Below are 25,026 nucleotides of genomic sequence, written 5' to 3'. Positions count from 1 at the left end.
ACAGAAAGGAGACTTTCTTGAGCGAACACGAATTATTTCACTCAATTAAAATAGGTTTAGCTTCTCCGGAAAAGATCAGATCCTGGTCTTATGGGGAGGTCAAAAAACCGGAAACCATTAACTATAGAACACTGAAGCCGGAAAAAGAAGGGCTGTTCTGTGAGAAAATCTTCGGACCTACCAAGGACTGGGAGTGTAGTTGCGGTAAGTACAAACGGGTGCGCTATAAGGGCGTAGTCTGTGAAAAGTGCGGTGTGGAAGTCACCAAGGCCAAGGTCAGAAGAGAGCGCATGGGTCACATCGAGCTGGCGGCGCCGGTCTCTCACATCTGGTATTTCAAAGGCATTCCGTCTCGAATGGGTCTTGTTTTAGATATGAGCCCGAGAGAACTGGAAAAAGTTCTCTACTTTGCCGCCTACATTGTCATCAAAGTGGACGATAAAGACTGCGGTCTCTATGAAAAGCAACTGCTTACTGAAATTGAATACCGGGAGTACAAAGCTCAGTACGGTGACGGCTTTACGGCAAAGATGGGCGCCGAAGCCATTCGTGAGCTCCTTGAGGCCATTGATCTGAAGCGAGAGAGCGAACTGCTCAGTGCAGAACTCGAAACGGCCAAGGGACAAAAGAAGGTTCGCGTATCCCGTCGTCTGGAAGTCATCGAAGCCTTCCTGCAATCGGAAAACCGTCCGGAATGGATGATTCTTGAAGCCATTCCTGTTATTCCGCCGGACATTCGTCCTATGGTGCAGCTGGACGGCGGACGGTTTGCTACTTCGGACTTAAATGACCTCTATCGACGTATTATCAACAGAAATAACCGTCTGAAAAAGCTTCTGGACATCAATGCGCCGGACATCATCGTGCGCAATGAAAAGCGGATGCTCCAAGAGGCGGTGGATGCACTTATTGACAACGGACGTCGTGGGCGTCCTGTCACAGGACCGGGGAATCGTGCCCTAAAATCTCTCTCTGAAATGCTTAAGGGTAAGCAAGGACGTTTCCGTCAAAACCTTCTTGGCAAGCGTGTCGATTACTCCGGGCGTTCCGTTATCGTTGTCGGACCGGATCTGAAATTCTATCAGTGCGGGTTGCCGAAGATGATGGCGTTGGAACTTTTCAAACCGTTTGTCATGAGAGAGTTGGTCGCAGGGGGCTATGCTCATAATATTAAGAGCGCTAAGCGCATGGTGGAACGCACTACCTCCGAAGTGTGGGATGTCTTGGAAGAAGTTATCAAAGACCATCCTGTTCTCTTGAACCGTGCACCGACCCTGCACCGTTTGGGGATTCAAGCTTTCGAACCTGTCCTTGTAGAGGGTAAGGCGATTAAACTTCATCCACTCTCTTGTACGGCGTATAACGCAGACTTTGACGGGGACCAAATGGCGGTTCACTTACCGCTTTCCACAGAAGCACAAACAGAAGCGCGTCTGCTCATGCTCTCGACCAACAACATCTTAGGTCTTAAAGATGGTAAGCCGATTGCCACGCCGACTCAGGATATGATTCTCGGTTCCTACTATTTGACATTGAATCAGGAAAATCCGCAAAAAGGCGACGGCATGATTTTCCAAGATGAAGATGAAATGATGCAGGCCTACTACACTGGCTTCCTTCACTTGCAAGCTCATGTCGGAGTGCGTCGTTACGCCGGTGAGAATGACCGTTGGGGTAAGATTGTACATTCTACGGTGGGACGGTTCATCATGAATAGCTTCATCCCGCAAGACCTCGGTTTTGTCAATCGGGATATTGATAAATACTCTCTTGAAGTGGATCGGGTTATCGACAAGAAAACCTTGGGCAAGATTATTGAAAAAACATATAAAAAGCACGGTAACATTCGTACTGCCCAGCTTCTGGACGATATCAAAGCCAACGGCTATCACTACTCCACCATTGGTGCGATTTCCATCTCCATGGGTGACGTTGAAGTGCCAGAAGTGAAACCGGAAATTTTGGATCGTGCACAGGCTCAAGTGAACAAATACGAAAAAGCTTTCCGTCGCGGTCTCATTTCGGATGAAGAACGCTATGAAAAAGTTATTGAAATCTGGAACAATGCCACGGACGAACTGACCGATGAAGTTATGGCCGGCTTTGACCGACTCAACAACATCTACATCATGGCCGACTCCGGAGCTCGTGGTTCCAAAAACCAAATTCGTCAGCTGGCCGGGATGCGTGGTCTGATGGCTTCGCCATCAGGGCGGACCATCGAAGTTCCTATCACATCGAACTTCCGTGAAGGTCTGAGCGTACTGGAATTTTATATGTCGGCTCACGGTTCTCGTAAGGGACTTGCAGATACTGCACTGCGTACAGCCGACTCCGGATATCTAACTCGACGTTTGGTGGATGTGGCGCAACAAGTTATCATCAAAGAAGAAGACTGCGGGACGGATGAATATCTGGTAGCCCGTGCCTTTAAAGATGGCAAGGAACTTATTGAAAGCTTAAAAGACCGTATCGAAGGACGTTATGCTTTTGAGGATATTGTACATCCGCAAACCGGCGAGGTTATCGTCAAAGGTAATACTCAAATTTCCGATGATGAAGCCGAAGTCATTGAAGCGGCGGGTATTGAAGAAGTTAAAGTTCGTACCGTGCTCGGCTGTAAAGCCAAGACCGGCGTCTGTGCACACTGCTACGGCAGAAATCTGGCTACCGGCAATAATGTCGATATCGGCGAAGCGGTGGGTGTCATCGCCGCTCAGTCCATCGGTGAACCGGGGACACAGCTTACCATGCGTACTTTCCACACCGGCGGGGTTGCCTCGGCGGCGGACATTACCCAAGGTTTGCCGCGGGTTGAAGAACTCTTCGAAGCGCGTAAACCAAAGGGACTTGCTGTCATTGCGGAAATTGCAGGGACTGTTGAAATTAAAGAAAACAACAGAAAACGCGAAGTTGTTGTCACTGGTGATAACGGAGAAAAGGAAACGTACACCATTGTCTATGGCGCGCGTCTGAAGGTTAAGAATGGTGACCGGGTAGAAAAAGGCCAAGAGCTCACCCAAGGGTCCGTCTATCCCCAAGACCTTCTTCGTGTCATGGGACCGAAGGGCGTTGAAGAATACATCGTCAAGGAAGTTCAACGAGTTTATCGTCTCCAAGGTGTAGACATTAATGATAAACACATTGAAATTATTGTGCGTCAGATGCTGTCCAAAGTTAAAATTGAAGATGCCGGCGACAGTGATTTCTTGCCGGGATCTCTGGTGGATATCGTCGAATTTAAGACGAGAAACAAGGAACTTGAAGAAGAAGGCGCAGTACCGGCAACGGGTAATGTCAACTTGCTCGGGATTACCAAGGCGTCGCTTGCTACGGATTCCTTCTTGTCTGCCGCGTCTTTCCAAGAAACAACCCGTGTACTCACCGACGCCGCAATCAAAGGCAAAGAGGACAAGCTTCACGGCTTGAAAGAAAATATTATTATCGGTCAGTTGATTCCAGCCGGTACCGGTGTGCGACAAAATAAACGCGTGCAGTTGGCTGTGAGCGACAAGCTTAAAGAAAACAAGAAGCTTCTGGAAAATTCAGAGTTTATCTCTGAGAAGGATATTGAGAATGCCACATATTCCGAACCGGAAGATGTAGAACTGATCACAGAATAACTATTGCCGCCTTAAGTGTATCTTGAGGCGGTTTTTTGTTACATCTGACGACTTTTGACGTACAATATAGATACGATGTAAAACAAAAGCTGTATGATTTATGAGGAGGAATATTATGGCAGTTTTAGAAGTCACACTCGTACCTATCGGAACACAGACCACATCTTGCAGCAGCTTTGTAGCGAAGGCGTTTGATGTGGTGAAAGACCGTGAGGATATCAAGGTTCAGCTCAATCCCATGGGCACGGTTTTAGAAGGCGATATCGATGTGCTTTTTGATGCGGTGCGGTGTATGCAGGAAGCGGTTTTTAAAGAAGGTGCCGGACGTGTCTACTCGATTATCAAAGTGGACGACAGACGGGACAAAGTGGCAAGCCTTGAGCAAAAAATACAGTCTGTGCAAGCCAAACTTTAATGGTCACGGCAGAAAGCGTTCAAGATAAGAGGAATTTTCTGTAGATAGTTGACCTTTGGGCATAGTGATGGTATACTGTCTAAGTATTTTAATAACTATTTAAGACTACCTCGGTGGGTAGTCTTATTGTGTGTTAAAATTCAAATATTTCATGGAGGTGAAACATGCCAACTATTAACCAACTTATTCGCAAAGGTAGAAAGCAAATGGAAACTAAGTCGAAGTCACCGGCTCTTGATGTGAACTACGATTCTCTCAGAAAAGTGGAATCTGTGGTAAACTCCCCACAAAAACGTGGTGTCTGTGTCGCAGTTAGAACTGTAACACCTAAGAAGCCAAACTCTGCACTTCGTAAGGTAGCCCGTGTACGTTTAACCAACGGCTACGAAGTTATGGCTTACATTCCGGGAATCGGGCACAACCTGCAAGAACACAGTGTCGTCCTGATCCGCGGAGGAAGAGTTAAAGACCTTCCGGGTGTAAGATATCACATCGTTCGCGGTACTTTGGATACAGCAGGGGTTGATGCACGTCGTCAAGCTCGCTCCAAATATGGTACTAAGCGACCTAAGAACTAAGTTTTAGATTTTTATTGCTTTATATAGATTTTTTGGCTTACGTTAATTCGAGTACCAATGAATCGACTCAAATAGTTAAGGAGGGAAGTTATGCCAAGAAAAGGACACATCCAAAAGAGACAAGTTATGGCTGATCCTATGTATGATGATGTCATTATCACCAAGCTGATCAACAATGTCATGCTTGACGGCAAAAAGGGAACAGCACAGCGTATTGTATACAATGCGTTAGAAAACATTAAAGAATCAACAGGCGAAGATGCTCTTGAAGTATTCTACAAGGCCTTGAACAACGTCATGCCTGTACTTGAAGTTAAGGCTCGCCGCGTCGGTGGTGCGACGTATCAAGTGCCTATGGAAGTTAGACCGGAACGCCGTCAAACCCTAGGTCTTCGTTGGTTGGTTAAATTTGCCCGCGCTCGTGGTGAAAAGACCATGGCGGAACGTCTGGCAAAAGAAATTCTCGACGCTTCAAACAGCCTCGGTGCAAGTGTGAAGAGAAAAGAAGAAATGCATAGAACTGCAGAAGCCAACAAGGCATTTGCACACTATAGATGGTAAGTGAGAGGGAGGAAAAATGGCTCGCGATATACCTTTAAAAGAAGTCCGAAACATAGGTATCATGGCGCATATTGACGCCGGAAAGACGACCACAACAGAACGTATCCTTTACTACACCGGAAAAATCCATAAAATTGGCGAAACCCATGAGGGTGGCGCACAAATGGACTGGATGGAACAAGAACAGGAACGTGGTATTACCATTACATCGGCAGCTACCACAGCTCACTGGAAGGGACACCGACTGAACATTATCGATACTCCGGGACACGTTGACTTTACTGTAGAAGTTGAACGTTCCCTTCGTGTACTTGACGGTGCCGTAGCACTGTTTGATGCGAAGAGCGGTGTAGAACCTCAATCTGAAACTGTATGGCGTCAAGCGGATAAATATGGCGTACCTAGAATTGCTCATATTAACAAAATGGACGTCACTGGCGCTGATTTCTATCGTTCAGTAGACACCATTGATAAAAAACTTAAGGGCAACCCAGTGCCGATTCAAATCCCTATGGGTGCTGAAGATCAATTTATCGGCATGATCGATCTTGTAGAAATGCAAGCCGAAATCTACAAGAATGAAGACGGTACTGAAATCGAGATCACAGATATCCCTGCTGAATACGTCGATAAAGCCAACGAATATCGGGAAAATCTGATCGATAAAGTGGCGGACTTTGATGAAGAACTGATGATGGCTTACCTTGAGGGTGAAGACATTTCCAAGGAACAAATTAAATCAGCGATTCGAAAAGGTACCCTTGCCGTAAAGATCACTCCGGTTACTTGTGGTTCATCCTACAAGAACAAGGGCGTGCAGTTGCTTCTGGACGCTATCGTTGACTACTTGCCTTCACCACTGGACATTCCATCAATCAAAGGTGTGGATGATGACGGTAATGAAATGGAACGCCATGCAGCTGATGAAGAACCGCTTTCTGCTCTGGCATTTAAGATTGTATCTGACCCGTTTGTCGGTAAACTTGCTTACTTCAGAGTTTACTCCGGGGTATTGAAGTCCGGATCTTATGTCTACAACTCTACCAAAGGTAAGAGAGAACGTATTGGCCGTATTCTTTTGATGCACGCCAACAAACGTGAAGAAGTGGATGAAGTTTATGCAGGGGAAATCGCAGCGGCAGTCGGTCTGAAAGATACAACCACTGGTGATACCCTTTGTGATGAAAAGAATCACGTCATTCTTGAACAAATGGAATTCCCGGATCCGGTCATTTCCGTTGCTATCGAACCGAAGTCCAAAGCTTCTCAAGAAAAGATGGGGATCGCCCTTCAAAAACTCGCAGAAGAAGACCCTACCTTCAGAACGTATACCGATGAAGAAACCGGTCAAACTATTATTGCCGGTATGGGTGAGCTTCACTTGGACATCATTGTTGACCGTCTCCTTCGTGAATTTAAAGTAGAAGCCAACATTGGTAATCCGCAAGTATCTTATCGCGAATCCATTCAATCCGCATCCGAAGGCGAAGGTAAGTATGTACGTCAATCCGGTGGTCGTGGACAATACGGTCACTGTAAGATTCGCATCGAACCGCTTGAACCGGGTGACGGCTTTGTCTTTGAAAATAACATTGTCGGTGGGGCCATTCCTAAGGAATTTATCGGACCTACCCAACAAGGCATTGAAGAAGCTATGCAGTCCGGTGTACTCGGCGGCTACGAAGTTCTCGACGTGAAGGTTGAACTTTATGACGGATCTTTCCACGATGTCGACTCTTCAGAAATGGCATTTAAGATTGCAGGATCCATGGCACTTCGGGATGCACTCTCCAAAGCGAACCCTGTCCTTCTCGAACCAACCATGAAAGTTGAAATCACTACCCCTGAAGAATATATGGGTGATGTTATTGGTGATATCAACTCCCGTCGTGGTCGGATGGAAGGTATGGAATTGGTAAACGGTGCACAAATCATCACCAGCTATGTACCGTTGGCTGAAATGTTCGGCTATGCAACATCATTGCGTTCCAACACCCAAGGTCGTGCCAACTACTCCATGCAGTTTGATCACTATGAACCGGTACCAAAGAACATTGCAGATGAAGTTCTTGGAGCTAAGAAGTAACCTTTACTTGATAAATACTAATCAGGAGGAAATATAATGGCTAAAGCTAAATTTGAAAGAACCAAACCCCACGTAAATATCGGAACCATCGGTCACGTTGACCACGGAAAAACCACCCTCACCGCAGCAATCACCTTTGTACTAAACAAACGCTTCGGATCCGGTGAATTCGTTGACTACGCACACATCGACAAAGCACCTGAAGAAAGAGAACGTGGTATCACCATCTCCACCTCACACGTCGAATACGAAACCGCCAACCGTCACTACGCCCACGTAGACTGCCCAGGCCACGCCGACTATGTCAAGAACATGATCACCGGTGCAGCCCAAATGGACGGCGCCATCCTCGTATGCTCCGCAGCAGACGGTCCAATGCCACAAACCCGTGAGCACATCCTCTTAGCACGTCAAGTCGGTGTACCATCCATCGTTGTCTTCTTAAACAAAGAAGACCAAGTCGATGATCCAGAACTCATCGAACTCGTAGAAATGGAAATCAGAGACCTGTTAAACGAATACGACTTCGACGGCGACAACACACCAATCGTAGTCGGATCCGCATTAAAAGCACTCGACGATCCAGACGGCGAATGGGGCGACAAAATCATCAAACTCATGGAAGAAGTTGACGCATACATTCCAGAACCAGTACGTGACATCGATCACCCATTCCTCATGCCAGTAGAAGACGTCTTCTCCATCACCGGTCGTGGTACCGTAGCCACCGGTAGAGTCGAACAAGGGACCGTCAAAGTCGGCGACAACGTCGAACTCGTCGGCCTCACCGAAGAAAAGCGCACCGTCGTCGTCACCGGTGTCGAAATGTTCAAGAAACAACTCGACCAAGCCCAAGCAGGGGACAACATCGGGGCACTCCTACGCGGTGTACAACGTAACGAAATCGAAAGAGGCCAAGTCTTAGCCGCACCGGGAACCATTCACCCACACAAAAAATTTGAAGCCGAAGTCTACGTACTGAGCAAAGAAGAAGGCGGACGACACACCCCATTCTTCAACGGCTACCGTCCACAATTCTACTTCAGAACCACCGACGTAACCGGGGACATCTCCCTACAAGAAGGCGTAGAAATGGTCATGCCAGGAGACAACTCCACCTTCACCGTAGAACTCATCACCCCAATTGCCATGGACGAAGGACTACGCTTCGCCATTCGTGAAGGCGGCCGTACCGTAGCATCCGGCGTGGTATCCAAGCTGCTCGACTAATTTCACAGTGATAAGTCAAAGAGAACTCATGATGAGTTCTCTTTTTTTTATGGAGTTATTTAGTAGTGTAAATAAAAATAATTTGGGTATTATACTAACTATAAGAAATAGATTATAACTTAGTGTAACAACGACGTATTAAGGAGGACCCATGACAGTAACCTTTAAAGACAACTATCAACTCTATATCAATGGCGAGTGGCGTGATGCCTCTGACGGAGCCACATTAGAAACCCACAATCCGGCTAACGGCGAACTTCTTGCTCACATTGCACAGGCCACTGAATCCGATGTGGATGATGCGGTTAAAGCTGCACAAAACGCATTTGAAACTTGGGCTCGCACCTCTGTTCAAGAACGTTCCAATATTCTTTTAAAAATTGCAGATATCATTGAAGCCCATGCTGAAGAACTTGCGACCATTGAAACCATGGATAACGGTAAGTCTATTCGTGAAACCACAGGGGCAGATATTCCTTTGTCCATCGATCATTTCCGTTATTTTGCAGGTGCCCTTCGTGCTGAAGAAGGTTCTGCAACCATGATTGATGAGAATACTTTAAATATTATTTTGCATGAACCCATTGGGGTTGTAGGACAGATTGTGCCTTGGAACTTCCCATTCCTCATGGCCGCATGGAAAATTGCACCGGCCCTTGCAGCCGGGAACACCATAGTTTTCAAACCATCTTCCAGTACCTCGTTAAGTGTGCTCCGGCTGACAGAACTGATTGAGGGATTACTTCCAAAGGGTGTCTTTAATTTGATTACCGGTTCTGGCTCAAAATCCGGTGAATACCTTCAAAACCACAAAGGACTGGATAAACTTGCTTTCACCGGTTCCACTTCTGTAGGACGTGAAATTGCTCATGCTGCAGCTGAAAAATTGATTCCTGCCACCTTGGAACTTGGAGGTAAGAGCGCTAATATTTTCTTTGACGACTGCAACATTGAGCAGGCACTTGAAGGGGTACAGATGGGCATTCTTTTCAACCAAGGGCAAGTGTGCTCGGCAGGCTCTCGGATCTTTGTGCAGGAAGGTATCTATGATGAATTTGTCGGTCGCTTAAAAGAAGCTTTCGAAAAAGTTAAAGTAGGCGATCCGTTGAATCCTGACACTCAAATGGGTGCACAAATCAACAAGCAACAACAGGAAAAAATTCTCAAGTATATTGAAATCGGTAAAGAGGAAGGCGCCGAAGTGCTCACAGGCGGGGAAGCTTATACTGAAAACGGATGTGATAAAGGGGTCTTTATGCGACCAACGCTCCTTACTAATGTGAAGAACGACGCACGTGTGTCTTGTGAAGAAATTTTCGGACCTGTTGGGGTAGTTATTAAGTTTAAAGACGAAGCCGACGTCATTAAAATGGCCAATGATTCCAACTACGGTCTTGGCGGTGGTGTCTGGACACAAGATATCAATCGTGCCATCCAAGTCTCTCGCGGTATTCGCACCGGACGTGTCTGGATCAACAATTACAATTCCTTCCCGGCAAGTGCTCCGTTTGGCGGTTATAAAGAATCCGGTATCGGTCGTGAAACCCATAAAGTTATTTTGAGTCACTATACGCAAATGAAGAATCTTCTCATTAACCTTAGCGGTGAAAAGATTGGTATGTTCTAAAATATGAAACAAAGAAGCCGTGGCGTTTGCGCTACGGTTTCTTTGTCAGTGCACATCGTTGTGGGTATGAAGAGAGTAAGAGGTGATATGATGAATTATCAAAAAATACAGGACACGTATGTGGTTCGTCTCGACCGTGGTGAAGAGATTATGACAAAGCTCACCGAGCTGGCAGAGGAGGAAGGCATACGACTTGCTACGGTGTATGGTCTGGGGGCGGTCACTGATGTGGAAATGGGTTTTTATGATGTGACAAAGAAGCAGTACTATGCCAATACCTTTAGTGAAGATTACGAAGTGTTGCATTTAAATGGCAATGTGACGACGAAGGACGGCGCACCGTATTTGCATGTGCACCTTACCATTGCCGACAGTGCCGGACGTACCTTTGGCGGCCATTTAAACAAGGCGACGATTGCCGTCACCGGAGAAATTTTTGTTCGTGTGCTCGAAGGGACGGTGGCGCGAAAGATGGATGAGACCATCGGCATCAATCTCATGGAATTTGTAGAGTGATGAAGTCAGTATGAATCCTACGCAAGTCGTAGGATTTTTTATTGCTTATACTTATAACGGAGGATACTTTATAAAGGTAGGTCACGTGTCACGGAAGACGCCGCGGTCAACGAGACGTCGTACCGAAGGTGACGTGGTGGCTGCGGCGAGGTTCAGCTGCAGCGAGACTGTAGAGGTGAAGTGCCGTTATAACGGGAGTGTCTCTCAGGTTGTTGAGGTATAACTTTCATTGAGACACACGTTGTGGACAACCGCCGTGGACGACTGCAGGATACAACCAGCGTGGTTAGGAGAGGCGCATAGTGTTTGAGGCAGTGTTTCAGCGTTCTTAAAGCGTCATTAGCAGTAGAGATGTCATTAGTTAGAAAAATATCTAAATAGTATTGACACAGGGCTCTGAGGCGATTATACTCTATTTAGAATTAATTCTAAATAGAAAGGCATGGGTGAGAGGTGTGATAGGATATGAGTTTGGAGAAGACGTTTAAGGCGTTAGCTGATCCCAAGCGTCGAGAAATTTTGGATCTGCTAAAAGCGGGGGATCGTACGGTGGGAGAACTGGGAGAAGCTTTTGACATGACCGGTGCGACACTGAGCTATCATCTCAATCTTTTAAAAGAGGCGGACTTGGTCATAGACAGTAAAGTGGGGAATTTTCGTGTGTATTCCCTGCGCACATCAGTGTTTGAAGAGATTTTGAGATATTTTATGACTTTTAAGGAGAGGAACGATGAGTAAAGAACAAGCATTTAAACGTAGTTTATTATTATTTGTGGTACCTTTGATTATTTCGCTCGCGGCTTATCCCTCCATGCCGGAGATGATGCCAAGTCATTTTAGTCTTCAAGGGGAAGTCAATGACTATGCTTCAAAGCTTGAGGTACTTTTCGGATTACCGGCAATCCTGCTATTTGGCCACATTGTGAGCGGTTTCATGTTGTTGAAGGATCCGAGGGCAGCGATGCAGTCGGATAAACTGTACAAACTTGTCTTTCTTATTTTGCCGATTCTCACGGTGGTGTGTCAAGTGATGAGCATTGTGACGGCTACGGGCAGTCCTATTAACAGCACGCGACTTGTCATGGGATGTGTGGCACTTCTCATGATCGCTATTGGCAATTATCTCACGAAAAGTAAGCGTAACTACACTATAGGATTGAAAACACCATGGGCTATGGCGGACGATGACAATTGGGACAAGACCCATCGATTGGGTAGCAAGGTCTTTATTGCGGCCGGGCTCGTTGGACTGTTAGGCGCGGTGTTCAATCAGACGGTGTTGTATATCGTATTTCTCCGGGGGCTGATAGGTGGGAATATCATCGTGTTTATCTATTCCTATTGGCTCTATAAAACGAATCATAAGGTGTGACAGTATCTTTCTATAACCGGTTGTCATATCAAGGGGCACATCAAGAACGGCAGTCTGTTAAATACTGTATTATTCGGTGATGCCACGGGTTGAATCTTAGCGGTAAAATTGGGAGATTGTTGTTGACAAGGCAGGTTCCTTCATGTATCATTATCCCAGTCTACTTTTAACTTAGTGCGAGACGCTAGAAAGGTATGAAACGGAGGGAACAATGTTAAGACATTTAATTCAACCTTTGGACTTTACAACTGAAGAGTTCGAACAACTTTTTAGACTTGCTGATCAAATTCTCGAGAATCCATCTGCTTATTCAGATGTGTGTAAGGGGAAATTGATGGCAAGTCTTTTTTTTGAACCGTCAACGCGGACACGCTTGTCGTTTGAGTCGGCGATGTACCGTTTGGGTGGCCAAGTGGTAGGTTTTGCCGATGCGAAGGTCTCCTCGACGGCAAAAGGGGAGTCGCTCAGTGATACGCTGCGGACCGTAGAAAACTACTGTGACATTGCCGCTATGCGCCATCCTAAGGAAGGTGCGGCGCTTTTGGCATCTAAGTACATGACCACCATGCCCATCATCAATGCCGGTGACGGCGGGCACCAACATCCGACGCAAACTCTGACTGATTTGACGACCATTCGTCATTACAAAGGCCATTTCGACCATCTTACGATCGGGGTGTGCGGCGACTTGAAATTCGGTCGGACGATTCACTCGCTGGTCCGTGCGATGAACCGCTATGACGGTGTGAAGTTTGTCTTTATTTCCCCGGACGAGTTAAAAATGCCCCAAGTCTTTTTAGATGAGCTGGATCCTCAGGACTATACCGAGACCAGCAATTTGAAAGAAGCCATCAAAGATTTGGATATTCTGTATATGTCCCGTGTGCAAAGAGAACGCTTTGTGTCGGAAGAAGAGTATCTTCGCTTAAAGGACTTCTTTATTCTGGACAAGGAAAAGATGGCCTTGGCACGGAAGGATATGCTGGTGCTTCACCCGCTCCCACGGGTCAATGAGATCCATCCGGAGGTGGATGCCGATCCGCGAGCCGTCTACTTCCAACAAGCCCGATTCGGAATGTACATTCGCATGGCGCTCATCATGTTTTTGTTAGGTCTGGGAGGTCAAAATGATTAACGTATCGAAAATTAAAAAAGGTTTGGTGTTGGATCATATTGAGCACGGCAAGGGCAAAATGCTCTACCAAGCATTACACCTGGACGAGGTTGAAGACCCGGTTGTGCTGATGCAGGGGATTTCTTCCACAACCATGGGCAAGAAGGACCTGATAAAAATTGAAACCGACCTGGAACTGGACTATACTGTGTTGGGCCTTATTGCGCCTCATGTCACGGTGAACTTTATCAAAGACGGCCAGCGGGCACGGAAGATGCGCCTGGAGCTGCCTGAAGTCGTCGAAGGAGTTTTGAAGTGTCACAATCCACGATGCATCACCGGCGTAGAACACGTTCACAAGCATAAGTTCTACCTGGTGGATCCGGAAACCGCCACGTATATTTGTGAATACTGTGATGCAAAGACAAGGTATGAATAATGGCAAAAGTTTTATGGAATACGCATATTGACAGCAACTACTACCTGATTAAAGTCGATCAAGTCGATGACGTCAAGCCGGGTCAATTCTATATGTTACGAGCATGGGACAAGTATCCAATCTTGTCCCGTCCTATTTCTATCTACGATGCCGACGAGGAAGGGCTCACTTTTTTTTATGAAGTGCGAGGCGAGGGGACACAACGCATCCGAGACTTGGAGCCGGGGGACGAGCTCACCTGCTACGGGCCTTATGGCAACAGTTTTAATGCCGAAGGGGTCGATGCTGTCACGTTGGTAGGCGGCTCTGTCGGTGCGGCGCCGTTTTACTATCTTGCCAAAGTGCTGCGACGGAACAATCCGAAGTGCAGGATTGAGTTCTATCTCGGCGAGCGTGAGACGCAGTCCCTTGAGACGGCTTTTTCGGATTTGGATGTGAATCTTCATGTCAAAAAGGGCGGTCTGATCACTGAGGATTTAACTTATGATACGAAGCTCCTCTACACTTGCGGGCCGGATCCCATGATGCGAGCTGTCACGTTGGCGGCTCTGGACGCCGGGTGTGACGTGATGATATCGTTGGATAATCGCATGGGATGCGGGGTAGGTGCGTGTCTGTCCTGTACATGTACGACGAAGAGCGGCAACAAGCGAGCCTGTGTGGAAGGGCCGGTCTTTGAAGGAGGTGACGTCTATGGGAAGTGAGATTCACGCATTCGGTACGACATTTAAAAATCCCATTCTCCCGGCGTCGGGGACATTCGGCTATGGGGATAATTACTCTCGCTACTATGATCCGGCGATTTTAGGCGCTCTGGTGTCTAAAGGCATCACCTGGAATCCGAAAAGCGGCAACAGCGGCATTCGTATCTATGAAACGCCCTCCGGCATTTTAAATTCTATCGGTCTTGAGAATCCGGGCACCAAGGGTTTTCTTGCCCACAGCTTCCATGCCATGAAAAAGCTGAACGATCAGCTCATCATTAATGTGGGCGGCAATACGGAAGAGGAATACCTCCAAAGTGTGGAGCTCTTAAACGACTACGACTTCACTGCCATTGAACTGAATATCTCCTGTCCCAACGTCAAGCACGGGGGTATGGCTTTCGGCATTGAAACCGAGACGGCGGCAGCGATTACCAAGACGGTGAAGGCTCATACACGACACCCTCTCATTGTCAAGCTCTCCCCTAACGCAAGGGATATTGTGGAATGCGCCAAGGCAGTTGAAGAGGCGGGAGCGGACGGCGTGTCCCTTATCAACACCATTTTGGGTATGGCCATCGACCCTTACAGTCAAGCGATCATTTTTGAGAACACCTACGCCGGGTTGTCGGGACCGGCTGTAAAGCCTATTGCACTGCGCATGGTACACCAGGTGGCGAAGGTCCTCACTATTCCTATCGTGGCGGAAGGCGGCATCACTACAGCCGGCGATGTGGTTGAATTTCTTCTTGCCGGCGCCAGTCTGGTGGAAGTGGGCACGGCGAATTTTATGAATCCTCGTGTGATTCAAGAAATCATTGAAGGGTTTAATACTTACCTCGAAGAAATGGATACCACAGCGGAAAATCTCATCGGTAAATTGGTTTAATTGTGTATTTTCCGTTTAAAAGTCATCCTGTTTGGCTATAATAGGTAAAAGTTATGAAAGCGTAAACAAATTGGATTACCGCCGGGAAAAAGCTTTCAAAAGTGGCGGTTATGAAGTATAATGATAGTGTTCTGAGGTCACCATGAGTTTTTCAGCCGACGTAAAAAATGAATGTGCGCGTATTAAGAATGTCAATGTGTCGGGCGTCATTGCCGAGCTTGCAGCCTACATTCCCATGTGCGGGGCGCTGAAGTTGACGCGCCATGGGTTAGTCTTGAGATTCAATACGGAAAATGCCGCGATAGGTCGGCGTATTTTCACGTTTCTTAAGAACTTTTATTCCGGCGATGTGGATGTCAAGGTGTCTCAGTCCAAACAGCTAAAAAAGAACAATATTTATACGATTGCCATGAACGATACCAATGCTGTTCGGGTGTTGCTCTATGACACGGCGTTTGTCACCGACGATAATGTCTTTACACCAAACTATATGCCCTACAGTGTATTGAGAACGGATGAGGAGGAGCGGGCCTATGTTCGGGCTTCGTTTTTAGGGGCAGGGTCCATTTCCAATCCGGAAAAATATTACCACTTGGAGTTTGTCTCCAGTACGTTGGATCACAGTCATTTTCTTCAGGAAATCTTAAGCGGTTACGGTCTCGGGGCAAAAGTCACCGGCAGAAAAGAGAGCTTTATCACCTACATAAAAGGTGCGGAACAGATTGCCGACACGTTGGCGCTCATGGGCGCGCAAATGTCGGTGCTGAAATTTGAAAACATTCGAGTCCTTAAAGATGTGAACAACAATGTCAATCGTCTGGTGAATATGGAGTCGGCCAATTTGAATAAAATTGTCAATTCATCGGTAGCTCAGGTTCAGGATATTGAACTGATTCAGCAGACTTGCGGGTTGGATACGCTGCCTGAAGGACTCAGGGATGTGGCGATACTTCGGCTGGCAGATGAATCTCTGAGCCTCAAAGAGCTGGGGGAACGTTTAAAGCCGCCGATTGGCAAGAGTGGCGTCAATCATAGATTTAAAAAATTACGAGCCATAGCAAATCAAATAAGGGGTGAACACGATGGTTACAAAGACAGTAAAATTGAACAATGAGGATGGATTACACGCACGTGCTGCAGCCCTGTTTGTGCGTACGGCGAACCGTTTCAAGTCCGAGATTACCTTGTCGCTAAACGGTGACAGCGTCAATGCGAAGAGTATAATCGGTATCATGTCCTTGGGAGCATTTAGCGGCGAAGACATCGCCATTGCCGCCCAAGGTGAAGACGAAGTCGAGGCGGTTGACAATTTAGTCCACTTAGTGGAAAATGAATTTAGTATTATGTAAAGTGTTTTAGAGTTTTAATAGTTACTATTAAAACTCTTTTTTTAATTGGCAGGGTGATTTTTTTGGATTTTGTACATCTGCATCTGCACAGCGAATATTCTCTCCTCGACGGCTCCACACGGATTTCGGAGCTTCCGAAACACGTCAAAGCCCTAGGCATGAATGCCGTGGCATTAACGGATCACGGCAATATGTACGGGGCCGTACAATTTTATAAAGCTTGTCGAGATGAAGGGATCAAACCGATCTTAGGCTGTGAGGTCTATGTGACGGAGAAAGATTTGGAGCTCTTCGATAAGACCAATCGTCGCTATCACTTGATTCTTTTGGCGGAGACGAACGAGGGTTTTGAAAACCTGATGCAGATTGTCTCCGAGGGCTATGTGAGAGGCTACTACTATAAGCCGAGAGTGGACAAGTCCGTGTTGCGCGAGCACGCGAGAGGATTGATCTGTACCAGTGCCTGCCTTGGCGGTGAGGTGCAAAAGCGGTTAATGGAAGGAGACTATGAGGCTGCCAAAGCATCGGCCTTAGAGTATCGAGACATCTTCGGTGAAGGGAATTTCTACCTGGAGCTGCAAGACCACGGCATATTGGAACAAAAAAAAGTGAATGCGGCGCTGCGTCGGCTTTCTAAAGAAACGGGTATCGAAATGATTGCAAGTAACGACTGCCACTATCTTAAAAAAGGTGATGACGTGGCCCACGACACCTTGCTTTGTATTCAGACCGGCTCGGTCCTTTCCGAGGAGAACCGGATGAAGTTTCCAAGTCCCGAGTTCTATGTGAAAAGTCCTGAAGAGATGGCGGCGCTATTTGCGGGGGATATGCAAGCGCTTCAGAACACGCAGAACATTGCAGACCGGTGCCATGTGGAGTTGGAGTTTCACCACCTTCATTTGCCGCACTTTCATGTGCCGGAAGGCTATGACAATGTGAGCTATCTGCGGCACTTGGCGGAAGAAGGTCTGGTCTCTCGCTACGGGACTGTCACCGATGCCATTCGGGAGCGCTTCGAGTTTGAGTTTAAAACGATTGTGGCCATGGGCTACACCGATTACTTTCTCATTGTCTGGGATTTCATTCGCTACGCCCGCCTCCATGATGTGGAAGTGGGCCCCGGTCGGGGCTCGGCGGCAGGCTCCATTGTCTCGTACGCCTTAAATATTATTGATATCGATCCGCTGCGCTTTGATCTGCTCTTTGAACGTTTTCTCAATCCGGAGCGGGTGAGTATGCCGGATATCGATATCGACTTTTGTTATGAGCGCCGTGAGCGCGTTATTGATTATGTGGTGCGGACTTACGGCAAGGAGAATGTGGCACAAATCGTCACCTTCGGGACGCTGGGAGCAAAGGCGGCTATTCGTGATGTGGGTCGTGCCATGGATCTGAGTTACGGCCGGTGTGACTATGTGGCAAAACTCGTGCCGGACGAGTTGAACATGACGCTGGAAAAGGCGCTGGATATGAGTCCGCAGCTGAAAAAAGAGTACGACAGTGAACCGGATGTCAAAAAACTTATCGATACGGCTATTGCCTTGGAGGGTTTGCCGCGGCACACATCCACCCACGCTGCCGGTGTGGTGATTTCAAAAGATGCCCTCACCCACTATGTGCCGCTGACACGCAACGGCGATGTCATCGCCACCCAGTTCAACATGATTGAGTTGGAAGAGCTTGGCCTTTTAAAAATGGATTTTCTCGGACTGCGCACACTCACCGTCATTCGCGATGCCATTGCCCTTATCAAAGAAAACTACGGCGTGGATATCGACTTCAGCACGGCGGATCTTGATGACCCTCAGATCCTTGCGCTGTTTAAAGACGCCGAAACTCTCGGCATCTTTCAGTTTGAATCTCAAGGTATGCGCAACTTTTTAAGAGAGCTGCGTCCCACGGCCTTTGAGGACTTGGTGGCGGCCAATGCACTCTTCCGTCCCGGTCCGATGAACCAAATTCCGAAATTTGTGGCCTCGAAGCACAATCCGTCCCTTATCAGTTATCCCCATCCTCTCGTGGAAGATATTTTAAAGACGACCTACGGCTGTATTGTCTATCAGGAGCAGGTTATGCAGATTGTCCAAAAGGTGGCGGGATACTCTCTCGGGCAAGCGGATTTGCTACGCCGAGCGATGAGTAAGAAGAAAATGGCAGTGATGGAAGAAGAACGGCAACACTTTATCTACGGTAAGACGGTGGACGGCGTGGTGGAAATCGACGGCGCGATCCGGCGAGGCGTGGACGAAGGCACGGCCAATGCCATTTATGATTTGATGATTGACTTTGCCAATTATGCGTTTAACAAGTCTCACTCCGTGGCCTATTCCGTGGTGGCATATCGCACGGCCTACCTCAAGCGATACTACCCGGTGGAATTTATGGCGGCGCAGATCTCAAGCTTTATGGGACGGATGAGTCAAGTTTCCCTCTACACTGAGGAGTGTCATCGTCTGGGCATCGCTATGCTCCCGCCGGATGTGAATGCGAGCTACAAAAAGTTCACGACGGAGGACGGCAAGATTCGTTTCGGCTTAAAAGCGGTGAAGAATCTGGGCGAAAACCTCATTGACGCCATTGTTGCGGTACGTGAGGACGGCGGGCCCTTTGAAAGTTTATACGACCTGATTAAACGCGTGGCGGACTATAGTTCGACAGCGCTGAACAAACGGGGTCTGGAGTACCTCATTAAAGCCGGAGCAACAGCGTCCCTTCCCGGTAATCGTGCACAGCATCTCACGGCCTATGAAGGCTATGTCGACACGATTCTCGGCATAAGTAGAAAGAATATCAAAGGTCAGTTTTCCCTCTTTGACAATGTGGACGTGGGTACGACGCTTCCAAACATCAAGGATTTCAATCAGCGGCAAAAGCTCGAAATGGAAAAAGAGATACTGGGTATTTATATATCGGGACACCCTCTGGACACCTATAAAGACCAGCTGGAAGCCGCCACCACTACCGACACGCTGAGCCTTCATACCGAGTACGGTCAAAATAATAGCTTCACTAAACGCAATCTCCGTCTTGCGGGTATGATCAAGTCTGTGCGCACACTCATTACTAAAAATAAAAAGATGATGGCTTTTGCCGAGCTGGAGGATTTGAAAGGTACCATTGAACTGGTGGTCTTCCCCAACGTCTATGAATCCGCTCGGCAGATACTTAAAGAGGGCAGTTTGGTGAGGCTGGAAGGTCACATCCAAGCCTCGGAAGTAGAGTCGCCGAAAATTTTGGTAGACGCCCTTATGCCGCTGGATGACGGCGAGCCAAAACCTCAAACCCTCTATCTCAGTCTTCGGGATCAGGGGATGACCGAGGTGGTCAAGTCCATGCTTCGCAAGTATCGCGGTGCGACGCCGGTGGTCTTTTTCTTTGAGGATACGAAAGAGGCTTACGGTCTTCGAGGCTACAGCATTGCCAAGAGCGATATGGCTGAGCTGAGAGCTGAGCTGCAAAGCGTCATGACAGCAGATAAAATAATTTTAAAATAGAGGTATATATGAAAAATATAGGAATACTCACAAGCGGCGGCGATGCGCCGGGGATGAATGCCGTTATTCGTGCCAGTGTCCGCGCAGCCCTGTACAAAGGCATCAAAGTATATGGCATTCGAAGAGGGTATGAGGGGCTCATCGACGGCGACGTCATCGAGATGAACGCATCCAGCGTCGGAGACATCATTCAGCGCGGCGGGACGATATTAGGGACCAGCCGCTCCGAACGCTTTATGACGGAGGAAGGCTTCCAAAAGGCGTTAAACGTCTTGGAGGTTTTCGACATTGATCAACTGGTTGTGTTAGGCGGGGACGGCACCATGAAAGGCGCGTTGAAGCTTTCAGAGCACGGCATTGCCGTGGCGTGTCTGCCGCTTACCATCGACAATGACATGGGTTATACCGACTACACCATCGGATTTTTTACCGCTGTGGATACCGTCACTGAAGCCATCTCTCGCATTCGGGACACTACCGAGTCCCACGGCCGGGCCAACATCGTGGAAGTGATGGGACGCAACTGCGGAGACATCGCCCTCTATGCCGGTCTTGCTGCAGGGGCCGAGAGTATTATCGTGCCGGAGCACCCTTTCGATATGGACAGCATTGCCAAAAAAGCCATTGAAGGGAAGAACCGCGGCAAGCGTCACCACATTATTATCCTGGCTGAAGGGGCGGGCGATGCAGAAGATATCAAAACGCACTTTGAGGAATTGACCGGCATCGTCACTCGTGTCACAGTGCTCGGCTACATTCAACGGGGCGGCAGTCCAAGTGTTGTGGACCGCATTTTAGGGTCCAATATGGGGGTAGCTGCCGTCGAGGCGCTTTCGGCCGGGAAGAAAGCGGTGGCCATCGGCTACAATGACGGTAAGTTTAATGAGATGCCTCTCGTTGAAGCGGTGAATGTGAAGAAAGTCTACAGAGACAACTTGGAAGATATTCTCACCATCACGTCCATTTAAAGGAGAAATACTATGAAAAAGACGAAAATTGTGGCAACGATCGGTCCGGCTTCCGAGTCTGAAGAGATGTTAAAAGCATTGATGCTCGAAGGCGTGGACGTGTGCCGATTGAACTTTTCACACGGCACCCACGACGAGCATTTGAGAAAGATTGAGCGTATTAAAAAAGTGCGTGCGGATATTGACAAGCCTGTCGCCATTATGTTGGATACCAAAGGACCGGAAATTCGCCTGGGTCTGTTTAAAGACAATAAAGAAGTTCGATTGGAAAGCGGCGACACATATATCCTGACCACGCGGGATGTCCTTGGCGATGAAACGATGGCCTCAGTCACGTATAAATCACTCCCGGACGATGTCAAAGTCGGCGGACGGATTCTCATCGATGACGGTCTGGTGGGCCTGAGAGTGGAGCAAGTCAAAGATACCGAAATTTTTACTACCGTGGAAAACGGCGGCCTGATATCCGGGCGAAAGGGCGTCAACGCGCCGGGGATTGATTTAAAACTGCCGCTCTTAAACGATAAGGATAAGGAAGACATTCTCTTCGGTGTGGCCAACGACATCGACTTCATTGCCGCATCGTTTGTCCGAAACGCCGCAGACGTCCTGGAAATTCGCAAGGTTCTTGAAGATGCCGGCAATTACGACATCAAAATCATTGCCAAAATTGAATCGGAGCAAGGCTTGGAGAATCTGGATCAAATCTTGAAAGTCTCCGACGGCATTATGGTAGCTCGCGGCGATTTAGGCGTGGAGATTCCGACAGAGCGGGTGCCTTTGGCACAAAAGGAGATGATTAAGAAGTGCAACTTGGCAGGCAAATCGGTTATCACCGCCACCCAGATGCTCGACTCTATGATTCGCAATCCTCGTCCGACTCGGGCCGAGGCCGGCGACGTGGCGAATGCCGTGCTTGACGGGACCAGTGCAGTCATGCTCTCCGGGGAGACGGCAAGCGGCAAGTATCCGTTAAATGCGGTGCGCACTATGCGTGAAATTGTAGAGGTCACGGAAGACTCTATTGATTATCACGCGCTTCTCGAGTCCCGCATTGCCGAACTCTCCACCAACATCACCAATGCCATCGGAAAATCCACGTGTACCGTGGCCCAGGATTTGAATGCGGCGGCGATTATCACTGCCACCACCTCCGGATCCACCACGCGTGCCATTGCCAAGTTTCGTCCTAAGTCACCGATTATTGCGGCGACGACTTCCGAACGTGTGCGCCGTCAGCTCATGCTCACCTGGGGTACGCAATCCATTCTCGTGCCGGCACTGACCACCACGGATGAGGTCTTTAGAAACTCCGTCGTGCGAGTGATGGAAGAGGGCTTGTGTCACGAGGGTGACGTGGTGGTTATCACCGCAGGAGTACCTGTTGGCTTAAGCGGCTCGACGAACTTGATCAAAGTTCAAACCATTGCCGAAGTCCTCTCAAGAGGCATCGGTCTTGGAGGTAAGCACATCACCGGGCGTGCCGTTGTGGCTCACACCCATGAAGATTTGGTGGAGCACTTCGCCGCCGGGGATATTATCGTCTGCAACAACACGGACAAAGATATTATGAAGTTTGTAGAAAAAGCCGGAGGGTTGGTGGCAGAGGTCGCAGGGTATACCTCTCACGCCGCCATTACCGCCATCGCCTTGGGACTTCCAAGCGTGGTGGGGGCAGAGCTTGCAATGAGTAAGATCCGCACCGGGGATATCGTCACCATCGACTGCGAAAGCGGCACGGTGGAGCGAGGCAGTTATTGAGATAAACGTTAAATTTACTAAATCTTAGAACTTGAAACGGAATAGTCTTTAAACTGTAACGGCTCTGTTCTTGAAAGCAAACGTCTCATGAACGACAATAAGAACAAGGAGATGATACTATGAAAAAATTTATGACAATGGCACTTTTGGCGGTCAGCCTGTTTACTGTATCGACAAAAGTTGAAGCCCGTACAGAAATGGCAACCCTGCCTAAATTTGATGTCACACTCAATGGTGTCAAGGCGGACAATACCACCTCTGAGTATCCACTCATCGTCTATAAGGACATCACCTATTTCCCAATGACCTATTACACCTCCCGTTTTTTAGGTTTGGAGACAGCGTGGGATTTAAATGCCGGCCTCAGCGTCAACAAGACCGGTGTCAGCGGCAAGTATGAATTTTACAACACCGGCGTGAAAAATCAGAACAGCTTTATGGTCAATGTTCCAAGTTTTCCAATCCGTGTCAACGGCAACGCCATCAACAACCAAGCAGAACAATATCCGCTGCTCATTTTTAGAGATGTGACCTACTTCCCGATGACATGGCGCTTCAGTGTGGACAACTTCGGATGGGATTATGAATTCACTCCGCAAAAGGGCCTTGTGATCAATTCCAACAACACCAAGACACCGACACCTGCGACGCCGACATGGACCGATGTATCGAAAAATGAATACTACAACGGTTACTACTACGTGATTAAGACCAACGGCACCGACTACCGTCTCTTTAAAGAAGCGACTGTTGGCAAGGATTCCAAAATGGTCTCCAATATGGACATCCGTACCTTTAATCGCAACGGCGACAAGCTTATCTTCGTATCCGGTTCAGGCTTCTACAGCTATGACCTGAAGACCGGTAAGATTGTCAAAGAAGCTTCTGTGGACGGCAACGTACAGCAAGGCGCCTCCGATATGTTTGTGATGGGCGGCAAAGTCTATTATTTAGACACTGATAAACGCGTTGCTGCGGCGGGCGCTACCATGTTAAATCGCGGCGGCTCACTGGAAAAGCACTTTACTTCCGGAGATCTCACTGTTCTGGTCTATGTACCGAACACCGGAGCCAATCGTTCCGAAGTCTATGACAAGAGCGGTAAACTCATCTATGTGACAAGCTATGAAGTGACTGAAGTCAAAAAGACAGACACACTACTTGATATTGTCATGAAAGATCAATACGGGATGCAAATGCGCGCCACACAAGTGGTACGATAAAACCGAGAAAGACAAAAGCTATGCTGAGTATTCGGCATAGCTTTTTTAGTGGAGGAGAGAAGAGGTAGGGCTGACGGATTGAGAGCTATTGATTTTCTTTGAAAACGAATGCTTGAACTATCGGGGGGGGTAAATAATATAATGACAACAAAGGAGGGTTCTTATGAAAAAATATTTAGTAGTACCGCTGCTTCTCGTTCTATTTTTGGCGGGATGTTCGCAAAGTGAGCAAAACAATGCAAGCACAGATGCTGAAACTGCAAGTCGAGACGAGGTCTTTTCAAAACTTCTGACAGAACAGGATTTAATGAGTTATGACGTTACTATGCATAATGAAGCCGTACTTCATGAGCAGTCGGACACGGATAAAGAAGTCACCGCTACCGACGGCAGTATTCAACATATCAAAGAACCTAAGGCGTATCACGCAACGTGGGAACATGTCACGGGGGATATAAAAAGGGACATTGAAACTTATGTGACCGGTGAGACAATGTTCTATAGGGAAAACGGCGGCGCGTGGCGTCAACAGACTCTTGAAGAAGAAGTCACAGGCGGTGACGACGTACCTACTTTTAAGCCTGAAACAACTATCGATTCCAATTCTATTTTGAAAGACCTGGAGCGTTACTATGAGCTGGCAGAGACGGAAGCTTCTTATATAGCAACCTTGGCATCGAGTGCAGACAATATAGCTGACATTCAAAGCATTCTTTTTGGAGATTCGACTAGCTCGTTCGTAGGTGAGCTAACTTCAATAACAGCTCAATTTTCTTTTGAAAAAGAGACGTATCTGCCTACGTCTTTTGAATGGGAAGCAAGCTTTTTAAATAAGGCGAGCGATGACGTTACTCGGATAAAACAGAGCGGCACGTATGACGCTGTCAATCAACTTGAGACCATCGACATTCCGGAAGCGATTAAAAGTCTATAGTTCAGGCGATGCAAAACTTTAGACACTTTTTGATACGACAGCTTATGACGTGTAGTCGTTGCATAAATTGTAAATAGATCATGGACAAATTTAGGCCTAAGACGATCTTTGATGGGATCGTTTAGGCCTTTTTCTTTTTAGAT

21 protein-coding genes are annotated in these 25,026 nt (G+C 47.7%); all 21 read left to right on the top strand.

Features of this window, described 5'->3' with window-relative positions:
- The first annotated feature begins 17 nt into the window (after positions 1-17).
- The 21 genes from rpoC (at position 18) to O6R05_RS07200 (ending at position 24,883) form a co-directional block, all read left to right on the top strand.
- Positions 18-3,623, top strand: a complete 3,606-nt coding sequence (gene rpoC / locus O6R05_RS07300) for a DNA-directed RNA polymerase subunit beta' (RefSeq protein ID WP_271191332.1) — start codon at positions 18-20, stop codon at positions 3,621-3,623.
- A gap of 115 nt (positions 3,624-3,738) precedes the next feature.
- Positions 3,739-4,038, top strand: coding sequence for an MTH1187 family thiamine-binding protein (locus O6R05_RS07295; protein ID WP_271191331.1), 300 nt, complete (start codon positions 3,739-3,741; stop codon positions 4,036-4,038).
- A 164-nt stretch (positions 4,039-4,202) separates the two neighbouring features.
- Positions 4,203-4,616 carry a 30S ribosomal protein S12 gene (rpsL, locus tag O6R05_RS07290; RefSeq protein ID WP_271191330.1) on the top strand — a complete coding sequence of 138 codons (414 nt, stop codon included), beginning with the start codon at positions 4,203-4,205 and terminating at the stop codon, positions 4,614-4,616.
- A gap of 90 nt (positions 4,617-4,706) precedes the next feature.
- Complete coding sequence (gene rpsG / locus O6R05_RS07285; RefSeq protein ID WP_271191329.1) at positions 4,707-5,177, top strand: 30S ribosomal protein S7; 471 nt, start codon at positions 4,707-4,709, stop codon at positions 5,175-5,177.
- A 16-nt stretch (positions 5,178-5,193) separates the two neighbouring features.
- Entirely contained in the window at positions 5,194-7,263 is a 2,070-nt protein-coding gene (fusA, locus tag O6R05_RS07280) for an elongation factor G (RefSeq protein WP_271191328.1), read from the top strand.
- A gap of 36 nt (positions 7,264-7,299) precedes the next feature.
- On the top strand, positions 7,300-8,493 hold the full coding sequence (tuf, locus tag O6R05_RS07275; RefSeq protein ID WP_271191327.1) for an elongation factor Tu: 1,194 nt from the start codon (positions 7,300-7,302) through the stop codon (positions 8,491-8,493).
- Between the two features lie 151 nt (positions 8,494-8,644).
- Positions 8,645-10,120 carry an aldehyde dehydrogenase family protein gene (locus O6R05_RS07270; RefSeq protein ID WP_271191326.1) on the top strand — a complete coding sequence of 492 codons (1,476 nt, stop codon included), beginning with the start codon at positions 8,645-8,647 and terminating at the stop codon, positions 10,118-10,120.
- A gap of 87 nt (positions 10,121-10,207) precedes the next feature.
- Entirely contained in the window at positions 10,208-10,636 is a 429-nt protein-coding gene (locus O6R05_RS07265; RefSeq protein WP_271191325.1) for a PPC domain-containing DNA-binding protein, read from the top strand.
- Positions 10,637-11,101: 465 nt separating this feature from the next.
- Positions 11,102-11,374 (top strand): autorepressor SdpR family transcription factor, encoded by a 273-nt coding sequence (locus tag O6R05_RS07260; RefSeq protein WP_271191324.1) that lies wholly within the window; start codon positions 11,102-11,104, stop codon positions 11,372-11,374.
- Positions 11,367-12,008, top strand: coding sequence for an SdpI family protein (locus O6R05_RS07255; RefSeq protein ID WP_271191323.1), 642 nt, complete (start codon positions 11,367-11,369; stop codon positions 12,006-12,008). The genes O6R05_RS07260 and O6R05_RS07255 overlap by 8 nt, the downstream gene beginning before the upstream one ends.
- Positions 12,009-12,219: 211 nt before the next feature.
- On the top strand, positions 12,220-13,143 hold the full coding sequence (gene pyrB, locus O6R05_RS07250; protein WP_271191322.1) for an aspartate carbamoyltransferase: 924 nt from the start codon (positions 12,220-12,222) through the stop codon (positions 13,141-13,143).
- Positions 13,136-13,561, top strand: a complete 426-nt coding sequence (locus tag O6R05_RS07245; protein ID WP_271191321.1) for an aspartate carbamoyltransferase regulatory subunit — start codon at positions 13,136-13,138, stop codon at positions 13,559-13,561. Before pyrB ends, O6R05_RS07245 begins: the two co-directional genes overlap by 8 nt.
- Positions 13,561-14,265 carry a dihydroorotate dehydrogenase electron transfer subunit gene (locus O6R05_RS07240; RefSeq protein ID WP_271191320.1) on the top strand — a complete coding sequence of 235 codons (705 nt, stop codon included), beginning with the start codon at positions 13,561-13,563 and terminating at the stop codon, positions 14,263-14,265. The genes O6R05_RS07245 and O6R05_RS07240 overlap by 1 nt, the downstream gene beginning before the upstream one ends.
- Complete coding sequence (locus O6R05_RS07235) at positions 14,255-15,154, top strand: dihydroorotate dehydrogenase (protein WP_271191319.1); 900 nt, start codon at positions 14,255-14,257, stop codon at positions 15,152-15,154. Before O6R05_RS07240 ends, O6R05_RS07235 begins: the two co-directional genes overlap by 11 nt.
- Positions 15,155-15,296: 142 nt before the next feature.
- On the top strand, positions 15,297-16,268 hold the full coding sequence (gene whiA, locus O6R05_RS07230) for a DNA-binding protein WhiA (RefSeq protein WP_271191318.1): 972 nt from the start codon (positions 15,297-15,299) through the stop codon (positions 16,266-16,268).
- Entirely contained in the window at positions 16,237-16,503 is a 267-nt protein-coding gene (locus tag O6R05_RS07225) for an HPr family phosphocarrier protein (RefSeq protein ID WP_271191317.1), read from the top strand. The genes whiA and O6R05_RS07225 overlap by 32 nt, the downstream gene beginning before the upstream one ends.
- Before the next feature lie 56 nt (positions 16,504-16,559).
- A complete protein-coding gene (locus tag O6R05_RS07220; RefSeq protein ID WP_271192308.1) occupies positions 16,560-19,997 on the top strand; it encodes a DNA polymerase III subunit alpha in 3,438 nt (1,145 codons plus the stop codon).
- A gap of 8 nt (positions 19,998-20,005) precedes the next feature.
- Positions 20,006-20,965, top strand: a complete 960-nt coding sequence (gene pfkA / locus O6R05_RS07215) for a 6-phosphofructokinase (RefSeq protein WP_271191316.1) — start codon at positions 20,006-20,008, stop codon at positions 20,963-20,965.
- A gap of 12 nt (positions 20,966-20,977) precedes the next feature.
- The gene (gene pyk, locus O6R05_RS07210; protein WP_271191315.1) at positions 20,978-22,726 is read left to right on the top strand and encodes a pyruvate kinase; all 1,749 of its coding nucleotides are present in this window, start codon (positions 20,978-20,980) and stop codon (positions 22,724-22,726) included.
- Positions 22,727-22,845: 119 nt separating this feature from the next.
- Positions 22,846-23,949, top strand: a complete 1,104-nt coding sequence (locus O6R05_RS07205; RefSeq protein WP_271191314.1) for a hypothetical protein — start codon at positions 22,846-22,848, stop codon at positions 23,947-23,949.
- 163 nt (positions 23,950-24,112) lie between these two features.
- On the top strand, positions 24,113-24,883 hold the full coding sequence (locus tag O6R05_RS07200) for a DUF6612 family protein (RefSeq protein ID WP_271191313.1): 771 nt from the start codon (positions 24,113-24,115) through the stop codon (positions 24,881-24,883).
- The last annotated feature ends 143 nt before the right edge of the window (positions 24,884-25,026 follow it).

The sequence above is a fragment of the Peptoniphilus equinus genome, assembly GCF_027921445.1.
GTDB classification, from domain to species: domain Bacteria; phylum Bacillota; class Clostridia; order Tissierellales; family Peptoniphilaceae; genus Peptoniphilus; species Peptoniphilus equinus.
The sequence above is the reverse complement of the archived record's forward strand: the minus strand, read 5'-3'. Positions and strand labels throughout refer to the sequence as shown.